The organism is Halomonas getboli, from assembly GCF_023094245.1.
GTDB lineage: Bacteria > Pseudomonadota > Gammaproteobacteria > Pseudomonadales > Halomonadaceae > Halomonas > Halomonas getboli.
In genome coordinates this window covers 141939-156177 of record NZ_JALMEW010000006.1, presented here as the reverse complement: position 1 = coordinate 156177, position 14239 = coordinate 141939, and the positions used below count along the sequence as shown (strand labels likewise).

Annotated in this window: 12 protein-coding genes; 5 read left to right on the top strand and 7 right to left on the bottom strand. The window is 69.9% G+C overall.

What is annotated here, in order from left to right:
• Positions 1-301: 301 nt before the first annotated feature.
• Complete coding sequence (gene ilvA / locus MYL53_RS13705; RefSeq protein ID WP_282103581.1) at positions 302-1885, bottom strand: threonine ammonia-lyase, biosynthetic; 1584 nt, start codon at positions 1883-1885, stop codon at positions 302-304.
• Positions 1886-1971: 86 nt separating this feature from the next.
• Between ilvA and rpiA the strand changes: the two genes are divergently transcribed.
• Positions 1972-2649, top strand: a complete 678-nt coding sequence (gene rpiA, locus MYL53_RS13700; RefSeq protein WP_247854505.1) for a ribose-5-phosphate isomerase RpiA — start codon at positions 1972-1974, stop codon at positions 2647-2649.
• 13 nt (positions 2650-2662) lie between these two features.
• Here the strand turns inward: rpiA and waaA are convergent, their stop codons facing one another.
• The 3 genes from waaA to MYL53_RS13685 are packed head-to-tail and all read right to left on the bottom strand — an operon-like array spanning position 2663 to position 6478.
• Positions 2663-3961, bottom strand: coding sequence for a lipid IV(A) 3-deoxy-D-manno-octulosonic acid transferase (gene waaA, locus MYL53_RS13695; protein WP_247854504.1), 1299 nt, complete (start codon positions 3959-3961; stop codon positions 2663-2665).
• Positions 3961-5391 carry a bifunctional D-glycero-beta-D-manno-heptose-7-phosphate kinase/D-glycero-beta-D-manno-heptose 1-phosphate adenylyltransferase HldE gene (gene hldE, locus MYL53_RS13690; RefSeq protein ID WP_247854503.1) on the bottom strand — a complete coding sequence of 477 codons (1431 nt, stop codon included), beginning with the start codon at positions 5389-5391 and terminating at the stop codon, positions 3961-3963. Before hldE ends, waaA begins: the two co-directional genes overlap by 1 nt.
• Positions 5381-6478, bottom strand: a complete 1098-nt coding sequence (locus MYL53_RS13685) for a glycosyltransferase family 9 protein (protein WP_247854502.1) — start codon at positions 6476-6478, stop codon at positions 5381-5383. The genes hldE and MYL53_RS13685 overlap by 11 nt, the downstream gene beginning before the upstream one ends.
• Between MYL53_RS13685 and MYL53_RS13680 the strand changes: the two genes are divergently transcribed.
• Positions 6477-7190 (top strand): 3-deoxy-D-manno-octulosonic acid kinase, encoded by a 714-nt coding sequence (locus MYL53_RS13680; RefSeq protein WP_247854501.1) that lies wholly within the window; start codon positions 6477-6479, stop codon positions 7188-7190. The two genes, MYL53_RS13685 and MYL53_RS13680, sit on opposite strands and share 2 nt — an antisense overlap.
• Positions 7191-7326: 136 nt before the next feature.
• Here MYL53_RS13680 and MYL53_RS13675 read toward each other — a convergent pair whose 3' ends face one another.
• A complete protein-coding gene (locus MYL53_RS13675; protein WP_247854500.1) occupies positions 7327-8448 on the bottom strand; it encodes a glycosyltransferase family 4 protein in 1122 nt (373 codons plus the stop codon).
• A 36-nt stretch (positions 8449-8484) separates the two neighbouring features.
• On the opposite strand from MYL53_RS13675, the gene MYL53_RS13670 reads away from it, so the two are divergent.
• From MYL53_RS13670 to MYL53_RS13660, 3 genes are read left to right on the top strand one after another with little or no spacing between them, the layout of a single operon-like run.
• Entirely contained in the window at positions 8485-9573 is a 1089-nt protein-coding gene (locus MYL53_RS13670) for a glycosyltransferase family 9 protein (protein WP_247854499.1), read from the top strand.
• Positions 9570-10337, top strand: a complete 768-nt coding sequence (locus MYL53_RS13665) for a glycosyltransferase family 2 protein (RefSeq protein WP_247854498.1) — start codon at positions 9570-9572, stop codon at positions 10335-10337. The genes MYL53_RS13670 and MYL53_RS13665 overlap by 4 nt, the downstream gene beginning before the upstream one ends.
• Complete coding sequence (locus MYL53_RS13660) at positions 10321-11994, top strand: sulfatase-like hydrolase/transferase (protein WP_247854565.1); 1674 nt, start codon at positions 10321-10323, stop codon at positions 11992-11994. Before MYL53_RS13665 ends, MYL53_RS13660 begins: the two co-directional genes overlap by 17 nt.
• Positions 11995-12186: 192 nt before the next feature.
• On the opposite strand, the gene waaF is transcribed toward MYL53_RS13660, so the two are convergent.
• Positions 12187-13200 carry a lipopolysaccharide heptosyltransferase II gene (gene waaF, locus MYL53_RS13655; RefSeq protein WP_247854497.1) on the bottom strand — a complete coding sequence of 338 codons (1014 nt, stop codon included), beginning with the start codon at positions 13198-13200 and terminating at the stop codon, positions 12187-12189.
• Positions 13193-14149 (bottom strand): ADP-glyceromanno-heptose 6-epimerase, encoded by a 957-nt coding sequence (gene rfaD, locus MYL53_RS13650; RefSeq protein WP_247854496.1) that lies wholly within the window; start codon positions 14147-14149, stop codon positions 13193-13195. Before rfaD ends, waaF begins: the two co-directional genes overlap by 8 nt.
• Positions 14150-14239 lie beyond the last annotated feature (90 nt).

Here is a 14239-nt window from a genome sequence, read left to right as displayed (position 1 = left end):
ATCGTCGACTCCCTTGGATGTGGCGGCGCCGCGTCCGGGGGATCTCCCGGGACATCGGCTGACGTTGACGGCTATTGACTATACGACGTCGAGATCGCTGCAAAAGGCGCATTTACCTCCTCGAACGCCGTTTGTTCACGGCTTTCGCATCGATGAGGAAGTGGGCGCCTCGAGCGAGGCCACAGCCTAGCGGAAGCCCCCGGGCATGACAACCGTCATACCCGGAGAATGAAGGAAAACAATGTCGATATGGCAGAGCCTAGCGCGCAAGCGACCGCTTACTCACGCCGACCGGAGAACGTCACGCCATGAACAGGCGATAGGCGGGGTTGTCCGACTCCTTCCAGTAGCGATAGCCGATCTCGTCGAAGTGCTCCTCGACGTGGCCGCGATCGCCTTCCGGCAGCTGCATGCCGACCAGCACCCGACCGTAGGCGGCGCCGTGATTGCGGTAGTGGAACAGTGAGATGTTCCAGTCATGGGGCAGGTGGGTGAGGAAGTTCATCAGCGCTCCGGGGCGCTCCGGGAACTCGAAGCGATAGACCTCCTCGTCGAAGCGCTCCTGGGGACGACCGCCGCCCAGATGGCGCAGGTGCAGCTTGGCCAGCTCGTTGTCGGTGAGGTCCTCCACCGGATAGTCGGCCTCGCGCAGCCGGTCGATCACCGCCTGGCGGTCCTCGCCGCCCGGCTTGACCTGCACGCCGACGAAGATGTGCGCCTGCTCGGGATCGGCGTAGCGATAGCTGAACTCGGTGACCATGCGCTTGCCGATGGTGCGGCAGAACTTCTTGAAGCTGCCCGGCCGCTCGGGAATGGTCACCGCCAGGATCGCCTCGCGCTGCTCGCCCAGCTCGGTGCGCTCGGCGATGTGCTGCAGGCGATCGAAGTTGGTGTTGGCGCCGGAGTTGATGCACACCAGGGTCTCGCCGCTGGCGCCGGTCTGCTGGATGTACTTCTTGAGGCCGGCCAGCGACAGGGCGCCGGAGGTCTCGGAGACCGCGCGGGTGTCCTCGAAGATGTCCTTCACCGCGGCGCACATCTCGTCGGTGTTGACGGTGATGACATCGTCCACCAGGTCGCGCATCACCGCGAAGGGCGCCTCGCCGACCTGGGCCACGGCCACGCCCTCGGCGAACACGCCGACCTGGTCCAGCACCACGCGCTCACCGCTGTCCAGGGCCGCCTTGAGGCTGGCGCTGTCCTCGGACTCGACGCCGATCACCTTGATCTCCGGGCGCAGGTACTTCACGTAGGCGGCCACACCGGCGATCAGCCCGCCGCCGCCCACCGGCACGAAGATGGCGTCGAGGCGACCGGGGTTCTGGCGCAGGATCTCCACCGCCACGGTGCCCTGGCCGGCGATCACGTCGATGTCGTCGAACGGCGGGATATAGGTATAGCCGTGCTCGGCGATCAGCTCCTGGGCGTGGGCCGCGGCCTCGGCGAAGGCGTCGCCCTTGAGCACCACCCTGGCACCCCGCGCGCGCACCGCGGCGACCTTGATCTCCGGGGTGATGCGCGGCATCACGATCACCGCCTTCACCCCCATCTGCTTCGCGGCCATGGCCAGCCCCTGGGCGTGATTGCCCGCCGAGGCGGCGATCACGCCCTTGGCCTTCTGCTCGTCGCTGAGCTGCGCCATCTTGTTGTAGGCGCCGCGAATCTTGAAGGAGTAGACCGGCTGAAGATCCTCGCGCTTGATCAGAATCTGGTTGTCGAATCGGCGGGACAGGAAGGGGGCCGATGAGATCGGCGTTTCCCGGGCGGCTTCATAGACCCGGGCCTGGAGAATCTTCTTGACGGTATCTTCGAGCATCCTGACATTCCGATAAGTAGCGCGAGGGGCCGCATGACGCGGCGCGAGGGGAACCTCTATTGGTAGCATTCGCGCCGGCACGGCGTCCAGCACGGCGAGGCGCCATGGCCTATAATGGCGCGGCATTTCCACCCTCCAGCCAGACGAGTCCCCCCATGACCCAGGACGAACTCAAGGACGCCGTGGCGGCCGCCGCCCTCGACGAGATCCGCCCCCATCTCGGGCGTGACGTGGTGATCGGCGTCGGCACCGGCTCCACCGCCAATCGGTTCATCGACAAGCTGGCCGCCGTACGCGACGACTTCCGCGGCGCCGTTGCCAGTTCCGAGGCCAGCGCCGAGCGCCTGCGCAGCCACGGCATCGATGTCTTCGAGCTCAACGAGGTGGGCACCGTCCCCGTCTATGTCGACGGCGCGGACGAAGTGAACGCTCACTTGCAGATGATAAAGGGCGGCGGAGCGGCCCTGACGCGGGAGAAGATCGTTGCCGCCTGTGCACAGCGCTTCGTGTGCATCGCCGACGGCTCCAAGAAGGTGGAGCGGCTGGGCGACTTCCCGCTGCCGGTGGAGGTGATTCCCATGGCGCGCTCCTACGTGGCCCGGGAGCTGGTCAAGCTGGGCGCCGACCCGGTCTACCGCCAGGGCGTGGTCACCGACAACGGCAACCAGATCCTCGACTGCTATGAGTTCATGATCGACGACCCGGTGGCCATGGAAGCGAAGCTCAACGCCATCGTCGGCGTGGTCACCAACGGCCTGTTCGCCGCCCGCGGCGCCGACGTGCTGCTGCTGGGCACCGACCAGGGCGTCCAGCGCCTGACGCCGGAAGCGTGAAAGGAGTGAGCGCTTACTTCGTCTGAAGAAGGCGTTCGAGGCCTTCCAGCGTGCGCTTCAGGGCGCCGCGGTTGGCCTCGACCACCGCCCGCCCGGCCGCGGCGAGGCGTTCACGCTCCGCCGCGTCGCCGAGCAGGCGCACGAGCGCCTCGGCGAGCGTGGCGGCGTCGCCGACCTCCACCAGCGCGTCCCGCTCGCGCAGCGCCTCGGCCACGTCGCTGAAGTTGGCGAGCTCGGGGCCGGTCAGCACCGGTACGCCCATGGCGGCCGGCTCCAGCAGGTTGTGGCCGCCGATCGGCACCAGGCTGCCGCCGACGAAGGCCGCGTCGCCGGCGCCGTAGAGCGCCGACAGCTCGCCCATGGTGTCGCCCAGGTAGACCGCAGTCTCGCCGCTCACCGCCTCGTCCCGCGAGCGCCGGGCCACCATCATGCCCTCGGCCCGGCACAGTTCGGCCGCCGCCTCGAAGCGCCGGGGATGGCGCGGCACCAGGATCAGCAGCGCCTCGGGATAGCGCTCGCGCAGCCGCGCATGGGCCTCGAGCAGCGCCTCGTCCTCGCCCTCGTGGGTCGACCCCGCCACCCAGACCGGGCGCTTGCCGACCCCGGCGCGCAAGCGCTCACTCACCTCGAAGGCCTTGTCATCACGGGCCAGATCGAACTTCAGCGAACCGGTCACCTCCGTCTTCTCCGCCGCCATGCCCAGCGCCCGGAAGCGCTCGGCATCGGCCTCGGACTTGGCCCCCAGCCAGCTGACGTGGGACAGCGCCTCGGCCATCAGCCGCCCGAGTCGACGGTAGCCCTGGAAGGCCCGCGGCGAGAGCCGGCCGTTGACCACCGCCACCGGAATGCCCCGCCGCTCGCAGCCGGCCAGCAGGTTGGGCCACAGTTCGGTCTCGAAGAAGATGGCGAGATCGGGGCGCAGGCGCTCGAGGAAACGCCGCGCGGCGCCGGGGAAGTCCAGCGGCACGAAGTGATGACTCACTTCGGCCACATCGCCCTCGCCCTGCAGGCGTTCGGCAACGGCATGGGCGCGCTCGGCGCCGGTGGCGGTCATGGTGGTGATCACCAGGCGGCTGTCGGGGTGACGACGCGCCAGGGCCTCGATCAGCGGGCGGGCGGCCTGCACCTCGCCCACCGAGGCGCAGTGCAGCCACAGGCTGTGCGCGCCCTCGGGCGAGGCGGCGATGCGCCCCAGCCGCTCGGTACGGGAGCGCCCGGGCAGGCTCTCCTTCCACACCCGCCGCCAGACCAGCGGCGAGAGCGTCAGCAGCGCGGCGGAGTAGCCGCGCCGCACCCAGGGATGGCCGGCCATCAGGCCTCGCGGTCGAGAATGGTGGAGATCATGGCCGTGGTGGAGACGCCGTCCTCGAAGCCCAGCACGCGCACCTCGCCGCCGGCCTCGCGCACGGCCTCGCCGCCGGCGATGTCCTCGGGCCGGTAGTCGCCGCCCTTGACCAGCACGTCGGGCAGCACCGCCTCGATCAGCCGCTGCGGGGTGTCCTCGGCGAAGGGCACCACCCAGTCCACCGCGCCCAGCCCGGCCAGCACCTGCATGCGGCGGGCCAGCGGATTGATCGGCCGCTTGGGGCCCTTGAGCCGGGCGATGGAGGCGTCGTCGTTGACCGCCACGATCAGGCGGTCGCCGAGCCGGCGGGCGTGTTCCAGGTAGGCCACATGGCCGGCGTGGAGGATGTCGAAGCAGCCGTTGGTCATCACCACCCGCTCGCCACGGGCCTGAGCGGCGCGCACCGCCTCGATCAGCGGCGCCTCGCCGATCACCCCGAACTCGGCCAGCTTGTCGCCGTGCAGGGCGGTGTAGAGCTCGGCGACGGACAGCGTGGCGGTGCCGGGCTTGGCGACCACCAGGCCGGCGGCCAGATTGGCCAGGGTCATGGCCTCGGGGAAGCCATGGCCGGCGGCCAGCGCCAGGCCCAGCACGCCGATCACGGTGTCGCCGGCGCCGGTGACGTCGAACACCTCCCGAGCACGGGTCGGCAGGTGCAGCGGCTCGTGGCCCTCGCGGATCAGCGTCATGCCCTTCTCGCTGCGGGTGATCAACAGCGCCTCGAGCTCCAGCTCGGCGCGCAGCGCCTCGCCGCGCTCGAACAGAGTGGCGTCGTCCGGGCAGGGGCCGGCGACGGCCTCGAACTCGGCCAGGTTGGGGGTGATCACGCTGGCGCCTCGGTACTTGCGGAAGTCGCTGCCCTTGGGGTCGACCAGCACCCGCTTGCCGGCGGCACGGACGCGGCCGATCAGCCCCTGGACGTCGGCCAGAGTGCCCTTGCCGTAGTCGGAGAGGATCACCAGGTCGGCGTCGTCCAGGGCCGTCTCGACCTTCTCCGCCAGCGGGCCGGTGTCCACGTCGCCGAGGCTCTGCTCGAAGTCGAGGCGGATCAGCTGCTGGTTGCGGCTCATCACCCGCAGCTTGGTGATGGTCGGAATATCGGCGCTGCGCGCGAAATGAGTGCTCACACCGGCGTCCTCGAGCCGGCGGCTCAGCAGGTCGGCATTATCGTCGTCGCCGACCAGCCCGGCCAGCGCCGCCCGGGCGCCCAGCGAGGCGATGTTGAGCGCCACGTTGGCGGCGCCGCCGGGGCGGTCCTCGGCCTCCTCGACCCGCACCACCGGCACCGGGGCCTCGGGCGAGATGCGCGAGGTGCCACCGTGGAAATAGCGGTCGAGCATCACGTCGCCCACCACCAGCAGACGCGAGTGCTCCAGGGCGGTCAGATCAAGCTTCATCGGAAGACTCCCTTTCCTGACGGGACGCGGCGATGGCCAGCACCGCCTCGAGATGGTGAATGACGTCGTCGGCCTGGATCAGCGACATGGCGTCGGGATGGCGGACCCGCTGCCCCCAGGGCAGCGTCTCGGGGTCCTTGTGCAGGAACTGGCGCACCGCGTCCGAGTAGCGGTTCACCACGTGCTCGCGCCAGCAGTAGGGCGCGGCCCGGTCCGGGTTGGTGGTGGCGAACAGGCCGACCACCGGGGTATTCAGCGCGTTGGCCATGTGCACCGGGCCGGAGTCCGGCGCTACCACCGCCCGAGCGCCGTCGATCAGCGCCAGCAGGCCCTTCAGCGAGGAGCCGCCGATGGCGTCGATGACCGCGCCGGGCTGGGACAGCGACTGGATGCGGCTGCCCATCTCGCGCTCCTGGGTGCTGCCGCCGCCGGTCAGCACCGTCTTCAGTCCGTGCTGGACCCAGGCATGCTCGACCACGCTGGCATAGCCCTCCGCCGACCAGTTGCGGAAGTTGCGCAGCCGCGGATTGGCACAGGGGCTCATCAGGATATAGGGCGCGTCGCCGGTCAGCCTTGCGGCCTCGTCGCGGGCGGCGTCGGGGATCGGCATGTCCCACTCCAGCGAGAGGTCCTCGACGCCCAGCAGCCGGGCGAAGTCGAGGAACGACTCGAGCACGTGGGCACGGGGATGCGGCGCCAGCTGGCGATGGGTGAACCAGTGCTGGGCATCCTTGGCGCGGGCCTTGTCGTAGCCGACGCGCAGGTCGGCCTTGAGACCCAGCGAGAGCACGCTGGCACGCAGCGCCTGCTGCATGTGCAGCAGCACGTCGAAGCGGGTGTCCGAAAGCTGCCGCCACAGCTCGCGCATCCCCGCGAGGCCCGTGGTCTTGTCGTAGACGACGAACTCGACCCCCGACATGCCGGCCAGTAGACTGTGCTCGCCCTTGCCGATGATCCAGGTGATACGCGCATCGGGCCACTGACGCTGCAGCGCGCGGATCGTCGGAACCAGGTTACAGACATCGCCCAGGGCGGAGAGGCGCAGCACGCCGATATGGGCGGGGCTGGCGGGCAGAGGATGCTTCATGCGATTGGCAACGCTTCAAACGGGAAAGGTTTACATTTTATATGATGCGGACAGTTTATGTGACGCCGATGGGGCGCCACAAATCGGCCCGTCGACCTTCGATCCCGACCACTGGCGCCGACAGGGCCGCGTCACCGGCGAGGCGCCCGGCCGCGGCGCCAGCCTGTTCCTCGACGCCGGCGACGCCGAGTGGGTGCTGCGCCCCTATCGCCGCGGCGGCCTGGTGGCCCGGGTCAGCGAATCGCGCTACCTGTGGACCGGCGCCGAACGCAGCCGTTCCTTCCGCGAGCTGCGCCTGACCGCCCACCTGTTCTCGCTCGGCCTGCCGGTGCCCCGCCCGGTGGCGGCGATGACGACCCGCCACGGCCCCAGCTACGAGGCCGCCCTGATCACCGTGCGCCTGAACGGCGCCCGCGCCCTGGCCGAGCGGCTCCCTGACGCCGACGACGCACTGCTGGCGCGGGTCGGCGCCACGGTGCGCCGCTTCCACGACGCCGGCCTCGACCACGTGGACCTCAACGCCCGCAATCTGCTGGTCGATGACGACGACAGCGTGTGGCTGATCGACTTCGACCGCTGCCGGCTGCGCCCGCCCGGCCAGTGGCAGGAGGCCAACCTCGAGCGGCTGGCCCGCTCGCTGACCAAGTTCGACGCCACGCCCGCCATGGACGCCATCCGTCGCGGCTATGGCTCTGTTCAAGATCAGCGATGAGCTTTACCGGCACCCAAGCCCGGGGTGCCGGACCATCGCGAGGGCGCTGTAAATACTTCCCTGTAAGCTACTTTTGCCTTCCTTGGCAAAAAATCCTCGCTCCGCCTCGGCCCCGACGCTCACCGACGCCGATCGGCTATGCGGCGTACTCTGCCACCAGCGCCTCGACGTGGCGCGCCAGGGTGAAGTCCTCCAGCACCCGCGCCCGGCCCGCCGCGCCGAGCCGCTCGCGCAGCGCGCCGTCGTCGACCAGCTCGGCCAGCGCCGCGGCCCATTCTTCCGGCGCTTCGGGATCGGCCAGCCGTCCGGTGTCGGGGCTCACCAGTTCGGGAATCGCCCCGCTCGACGCGCCCACCACCGGCCGGCCGGCGGCCATGGCCTCGATCACCGTCAGCCCGAAGGCCTCGTTGCGCGATGGCGTGCAGACCACGTCCAGCGCCTGCAGGCAGCGCGGCAGGTCGGCGCGGAAGCCGGCGAAGGTGACACGCGCGCCGAGCCCCAGCGCCTCGACGCGCTCGCGCAGCGCCTCGACGAAGGCCGCGTTGCTGCCTTCGTTGGCCGTCAGCCCGCCGATCACCACGCCGTGCCAGGCCATGTCGGGCCGGCATTCCGCAAGCGCCGCCAACGCCTCGATCCATACCCGCTGCCCCTTGCCCGGGGTGATGCGCCCCGGCAGGCCGATCGCCAACGCGCCCTCGGGCACGCCCAGCTCGGTGCGCAGCCTGTCGCGCTCGTCATCGGCCAGGTCGGCCACGTAAGGTGCCGGCTCGATGCCCAGATAGAGCCGGCTGATGCGCTCGGCCGGCAGCGGGAAGGCCTGGAGATTGCGGGCGCGGGTCGCCTCGCTGATCGAGAACAGCCGGGTGACCCGGCCGTAGGCCCAGCGGTGGTAGGGATCACGCTTGGGCCGGGTGACGCCCATATGATCGGTGAAGAACAGCCTGAGCCCCGGGCGCAGGGTGGCCAGCAGCGCGCCCAGACGCAGGTCGCTGGACTTGTGGCAGTGGATGACCTCGATGCCGTGGGCCTTGAGGTAGGCAAGAATCCGCCCGACCCGCCACAGCGCCTGGCCGCGGGAGGCCACCGTCAGCGGCGTGACGCCCGCGGCCTCGAGGCTCGCCGCCACCCGGGAGCCATCCAGTGCCAGGCCGTGGGCCTCCCACCCCTGGCGGGCCAGCTCGGGTATAATCCGCGCAGGATACATTTCCAGTCCGCCCCAGCCGTTCGAGAGGCAGAGCTGCATGACCTTGGGTCTCAAGGCATCCTCCATTCGGTGTCGGGGCTCGGGAGCCCCATGACGAGTTTCTCCGATCAACGGCCGCCGCGCCTGCTGGTGGTTCGCAACGACAAGCTCGGCGACTTCATGCTGGCCTGGCCGGCCCTGGCCGCCCTCAAGGCCGCCTCGCCGCGCCCCCACGTCAGCGTGCTGGTGCCAGGCTACACCGCCCCGCTGGCCCGCGCCTGCCCGTGGATCGACGAGGTGATCCTCGACCCGGGCGACGACGCCGGCCGCGAGGGCCGCCGCGCGCTGCTGGCCAAGCTGAAGGCCGGGCACTTCGATGCGCTGCTGACGCTGTTCTCCACGCCGCGCGTCGGCTGGCTGGGCTGGCGCGCCGGCATTCCGCTGCGCCTGGCGCCGGCCACCAAGTGGGCGCAGCTATTCTACAACCACCGCGTCACCCAGCGCAGGTCGCGCTCGGCGAAACCCGAGTACGTCTACAACCTGGAGCTGGCCGAGGCGCTGCTCGAGGCGCTGGGTATCGAGGCCTCGACGCGCCCGACGCCGCCCTACTGGCCGCTGGAGGACGACGAGCGCGCCCGCCAGCGAGCGCTCGTGGCCGAGGCCACCGGACTCGACGACGACCGCCCGTGGCTGTTCCTGCACCCCGGCAGCGGCGGCTCGGCGGTCAACCTCACGCCCGAGGCTTATGCGCGGCTGGCCGCCGACGTCGACGCCCGGCTGCGCGAGGCGGACACGGCGCCGGCCTGGGTGATCACCGCCGGACCGGGCGAGACCGACAACGCCGACGCCCTGTGCGAGACGCTGGTCGCGTCGGGCCTGGAAGCCCGCCGCCTGCCGCCGAGCCCGGGGCTCGAGGCCTTCGCCCGAAGCCTGGCGGCCACCGACCTGTTCATCGCCGGCTCCACCGGGCCGCTGCATGTCGCCGCCTGCCTGGACCGGCCCACCGCCGGCTTCTATCCTTCGCGACGCTCGGCCACGCCGCTGCGCTGGCAGACCTGCAACAACGAGGACCGGCGCCTGGCCTTCTGCCCGCCCGAGGGCGCCCATGAGTCGGACATGGCATCCATCGATCTCGCCGCCGCTGCCGAGGCCATCGCCGCGCACCTGACCTCTCCTTCGATCCGCGAGGCCCGCCCATGACGCCCATCTCCGGCATCATCATCACGCTCAACGAGGCCGACAACGTCACCGACTGCGTCGTCTCCCTGCAACGGGTCTGCGACGAGGTGATCGTCGTCGACTCCGGCAGCCAGGACGACACCGTGGCGCTCGCCGAGGCCGCCGGCGCCCGGGTGATTCATCAGCCCTATCTCGGCGACGGCCCGCAGAAGGCCTTCGCCGTACCCCAGGCCGCCCACGACTGGATCCTGGCGCTGGACGCCGACGAGCGCCTCGACGACGACGCCATCGCGGCCATCCAGGGCCTGGCGCTGGACGACCCGAACCAGGCCTATCGCTTCAAGCGGCGCAACTTCGCCGGCCGTCACTGGATCCGCGCCGCGGGCTTCTACCCCGACCCGGTCACCCGGCTCTACAACCGCACCACCTCGGGCTATCTGCCCAAGAAGGCGCACTCCTCGGTGCAGGCACCCTCGGTGGTCGACCTGGACGCCCACATTCGCCACTTCACCTACCGCGATCTGTCGCACTGGATCAGCCGCATCGATGCGCTCTCCAGCCGCGACGCCTGGGCGATGAAGGAGCGCGGCAAGCGGCCCTCGGCGGTGCGGCCGGCGCTGCATGCGGCCACCGCCACCTTCCGCAAGCTGATCCTCAAGGGCGGGCTCTTCCAGGGCGCAGACGGCTTCACCGTGGCCATGACCACCGCGTTCCACGCCTACATGAAGTACGCCAAGCTCAACGAGCTCTACGAGAACGAACGTGCGGATCAGGACGAACGCTGAGCGCGCCCTGCCCATTCGATTCAGGCATCCGCGCGGCTGGGCCCTGCTGACTCTCGGCCTGGCCCTGGGCTTCGCCGCCGTCACCGTGACCCGGCTGCCGGCGCTTGCGCTGTGGCCGATCGCCGCCGGCTGGCTGTGGCTGGCCCACGCCCGGCGCTGGGGCGCCGAAGCCGACTCCCCGCCGCAACGCCGCTGGCCCTGGTTGCTGCTGCCGCTGATCCTGTGGGGTATCTACGTCTATCTGGCCGACAGCTTCGGCGACGTCGACATCGGCGCGGTGTTCTTCCATCTGCAGGCCGGCATCAGCGATCACGGCGGCGGCGAGCGGCTGGTCGCCGCCGCACTCTATACCCTGGCCATGCTGGCGGTGCTGGCAGCCTTCACCTGGCTGGTACGACGCGACGATCGCTGGGCCCGCCATGAACGCCTGCTGGCCGCGGTGCTGCTGCTCGGCAACCCGATGCTGCTGGGACTCGGCCAGCGCGGCATGGCCTTCATCACCGAGGACGGCGCCTGGCTCGATCGCCGCTACGTGCCGCCGGTGATCCAGGAGGCGCCGGCGGACCCGCCTAATCTGCTGGTGCTCTACCTGGAGAGCCTGGAACGCACCTACGCCGACCGCGAGCGCTTCGGCGACGCCTATGCGCCGCTCGCCGAGCTCGGCGAACGCGGTGTGGTCCTCGAGGGAATCCGCCAGCTCGACAACACCGGCTGGACCATGGCCGGCATGATCGCCAGCCAGTGCGGCACGCCACTGATGCCCGCCGGCCTGCTCCACGACAGCCAGTTCGAGCCGCTGGAGCGGGTCGTGCCGGGCGTCGACTGCCTGGGCGACCTGCTGCAGGAACAGGGCTATGCCCTCAGCTACCTCGGCGGCGCCAGCACCCGCTTCGCCGGCAAGGGGCGCTTCTACACCGGCCACGGCGTCACGCGGGTGCGCGGCCGCGAGACCCTGGCCCCGCGGCTCGAGGATCCGGACTACCTCAACAGCTGGGGGCTGTACGACGACAGCCTCTTCGACTTCACCCGGGAGGAGATCCGCCACCGCGAGGCCGAGGGCGCCCCCTGGGGCGTGATCGCGCTGAGCCTCGGCACCCATCCGCCCGCCGGTTTCCCGGCCCGGGCCTGCGAGGCGCGCCAGGGCGAGCACGACGGCGAGGACATCCTCTACGCGGTGGAATGCTCGGCCTGGCTGGCCAAGCGGCTGGTGACGCGCCTGGAGGCCGAGGGGCTGCTGGACAACACCCTGGTGGTGCTCGCCAGCGATCACCTGACCATGCGCGTCTCGGCCTGGGACGAGCTGATCGCCGGCCCCCGGGCCAACACCCTGATGCTGCTGCGCAACGACCTGATACCGCGCCGCCTCGACCGCGAGGGCTCGACCCTCGACGTGCTGCCCACCGTGCTCGAGGCCATGGGCTTTCGCGTCGAGAACCACCGCGCGGGGCTCGGCGTCTCGCTGCTTTCGCGGGCACCGACGCTGGTCGAGCGCCACGGCCTGGAGGCGATCAACGCCCGGATGCAGGAGGAGACCGCCCTGCAGCGCCGACTGTGGAAGGGGCTGGATCTGCCCCGCCCGGAGCCGGCGTCGGTCCGGGCGGAGCATTCGGGCGAAGAGCCGCGGGCATTGACTGAAAAGTCGGCGAGCGAAAGTTAGACAAGGCAAAAATCAACGACAAATCGGCAGGGATTGCCGATTTGGGCAGCTCTGCTGCTCGAAGAGCGAGTGACAGGATGTCACGAGTCAAAAGCCGGAGTTTACGAGCTGTAAATGAGGACTTTGACCGGGCTCGCGCACGAGTTGAGTTTTAACGCCGTATAGCCGAGCGCAGACACTTTTCAGCATTGCCTAGCCGGCCAGGATGGCCGACAGGATCCTCTCCGGCGGCTGCTGCTTGAGGCAGTTGGTGTGTCCCAGCGGGCAGGTCCGTTCGAAGCAGGGCGAGCAGTCCAGCGCCAGGTAGTGAATCGCGGCGTTCTCGGTGAGCGGCGGCGTATAAGCCGGCGACGAGGAACCGTAGATCGCCTGGATGCGGGTGCCCGCGGCGGCGGCCACGTGCATCAGCCCCGAGTCGTTGGTCACCGCCTGGCGGCAGTCGGCGAGCAGGTCCACCGCGTCGGCCAGCCGGGTCTTGCCGCACAGGTTGTGCACATGCTCGAGACCGCCGGCGATGGTCTCGCCGGCGGGTTCGTCCTTGGGCCCGCCCATCACCCGCACCTCGAAGCCCTCGGCGATCAGCGCCTCGGCCAGGCTGCGGAAATGGGCCAGCGGCCACTGCTTGGCGGGGCCGTACTCGGCGCCGGGCATCATGGCGATGGCCGGGCGGGTCCCGATACCGAGCGTGGCGTGCAGCGATGCCAGATTGGCGTCGTCGCGCCGCAGCGCCGGGCGCGGGATCGGGAAGTCGCCCCGCGCCGCCTCGTCGGCCGGCAGGCCCAGCGACACGAAGCGCTTAACGGTCTGGTCCAGCACCGTCTTGTCGAGGCGGCGACGCTCGTTGAGCAGCGCATAGCGCTGCTCGCCATGGAAGCCGACGCGCCGCGGGATGCGCGCCAGGAAGGGCACCAGCGCCGACTTCCAGGAGCGCGGCAGCACGATGGCACGATCGAAGCGCCCGCGCAGCGATGCCGCCAGCTTGCGCCGTGCGGCCCAGCCGAACTCGCCGTGGCCGACTTCCAGCGCGGCCACCTCGTCGACCTCCTCCATGCGCTCGAGGATCGGCCGCGACCAGGCCGGCGCCACCACGCCGATGGTCGCCGCCGGGTCGCGGGCCTTGAGCGTCTTGAACAGGCTCTGGGCCATGACCATGTCGCCGACCCAGGACGGGCCGACGACCAGGATGCGCTCGCCCGGGTCAGGCATTCAGCCACTCCAGATAGGCCTTCACGCCCTCGGCGACGGTGCGGAACTCGCCGTCGTAGCCGGCCTCGCGCAGCCGTGCGATGTCGGCGCGGGTGTAGCTCTGGTAGCGACCCTTGAGCTCGTCGGGGAAGTCGATGTACTCGATCTTGCCCTTGCCGTAGTAGTCGACCACCGCCTCGCCGATGGCCTTGAACGGCTCGGCGCGGCCGGTGCCGAGGTTGAAGATGCCAGAGGCCTCGGGGTGGTCAAGGAACCACAGGTTCACGTCGACCACGTCGCCGACGTAGATGAAGTCGCGGCTCTGCATGCCGGCCTCATAGCCGTCCCAGGCACCGAACAGCTTGAGGTCCTGGCCGCCGCTGATCTGGGTGTGGTGGTGGTAGGCGACGCTGGCCATCTTGCCCTTGTGCTGCTCGCGGGGGCCGTAGACGTTGAAGTAGCGGAAGCCGACCACCTGGCTCTCGAACTCGTCGTGGCGGGCGCGCACGTACTGGTCGAACAGCAGCTTGGAGTAGCCGTAAACGTTGAGCGGCTTCTCGTGCTCGGGCTCCTCGCGGAACACCTCGCTGCCGCCGTAGGTGGCGGCCGAGGAGGCGTAGATGAAGGGAATGCCCTTGAGCTGGCAGAAGTGCAGCAGCTCCTTGGAGTACTCGAAGTTGTTCTCGAGCATGAAGCGACCATCCCACTCCGTGGTGTCGGAGCAGGCGCCCTCGTGGAAGATCGCCTCGATGGGCGGCAGATGCGAGGTCTCGCCGTTGAGGGCGGCCTTCACCCGGGCCAGGAAGTCGTCCTTGTCCAGGTAGTCGCCGAGGGTGCAGTCGGCCAGATTGACGAACTTGGTGCCGTCGCTCAGGTCGTCGACCACCAGCACGTCGTCGCGGCCGCGCTCGTTGAGTGCCTTGACCAGATTCGAGCCGATGAAGCCGGCTCCGCCTGTCACTACGATCATGGGGATTCCTCTCTATGCGGTTGGAGCCACCGCGGTTGGGCCGATGATGAGGGGCGCCGGGGACGGAGCGAAGAGAGGGTCCTACGCCAT

Excerpts from the sequence above, each read along its gene's own strand:
- ilvA (WP_282103581.1), bottom strand. The coding sequence starts at position 1,885 with ATGCTACCAATAGAGGTTCCCCTCGCGCCGCGTCATGCGGCCCCTCGC.
- rpiA (WP_247854505.1), top strand. The coding sequence starts at position 1,972 with ATGACCCAGGACGAACTCAAGGACGCCGTGGCGGCCGCCGCCCTCGAC.
- waaA (WP_247854504.1), bottom strand. The coding sequence starts at position 3,961 with ATGGCCGGCCATCCCTGGGTGCGGCGCGGCTACTCCGCCGCGCTGCTG.
- hldE (WP_247854503.1), bottom strand. The coding sequence starts at position 5,391 with ATGAAGCTTGATCTGACCGCCCTGGAGCACTCGCGTCTGCTGGTGGTG.
- MYL53_RS13680 (WP_247854501.1), top strand. The coding sequence starts at position 6,477 with ATGCGATTGGCAACGCTTCAAACGGGAAAGGTTTACATTTTATATGAT.
- MYL53_RS13685 (WP_247854502.1), bottom strand. The coding sequence starts at position 6,478 with ATGAAGCATCCTCTGCCCGCCAGCCCCGCCCATATCGGCGTGCTGCGC.
- MYL53_RS13670 (WP_247854499.1), top strand. The coding sequence starts at position 8,485 with ATGACGAGTTTCTCCGATCAACGGCCGCCGCGCCTGCTGGTGGTTCGC.
- MYL53_RS13665 (WP_247854498.1), top strand. The coding sequence starts at position 9,570 with ATGACGCCCATCTCCGGCATCATCATCACGCTCAACGAGGCCGACAAC.
- waaF (WP_247854497.1), bottom strand. The coding sequence starts at position 13,200 with ATGCCTGACCCGGGCGAGCGCATCCTGGTCGTCGGCCCGTCCTGGGTC.
- rfaD (WP_247854496.1), bottom strand. The coding sequence starts at position 14,149 with ATGATCGTAGTGACAGGCGGAGCCGGCTTCATCGGCTCGAATCTGGTC.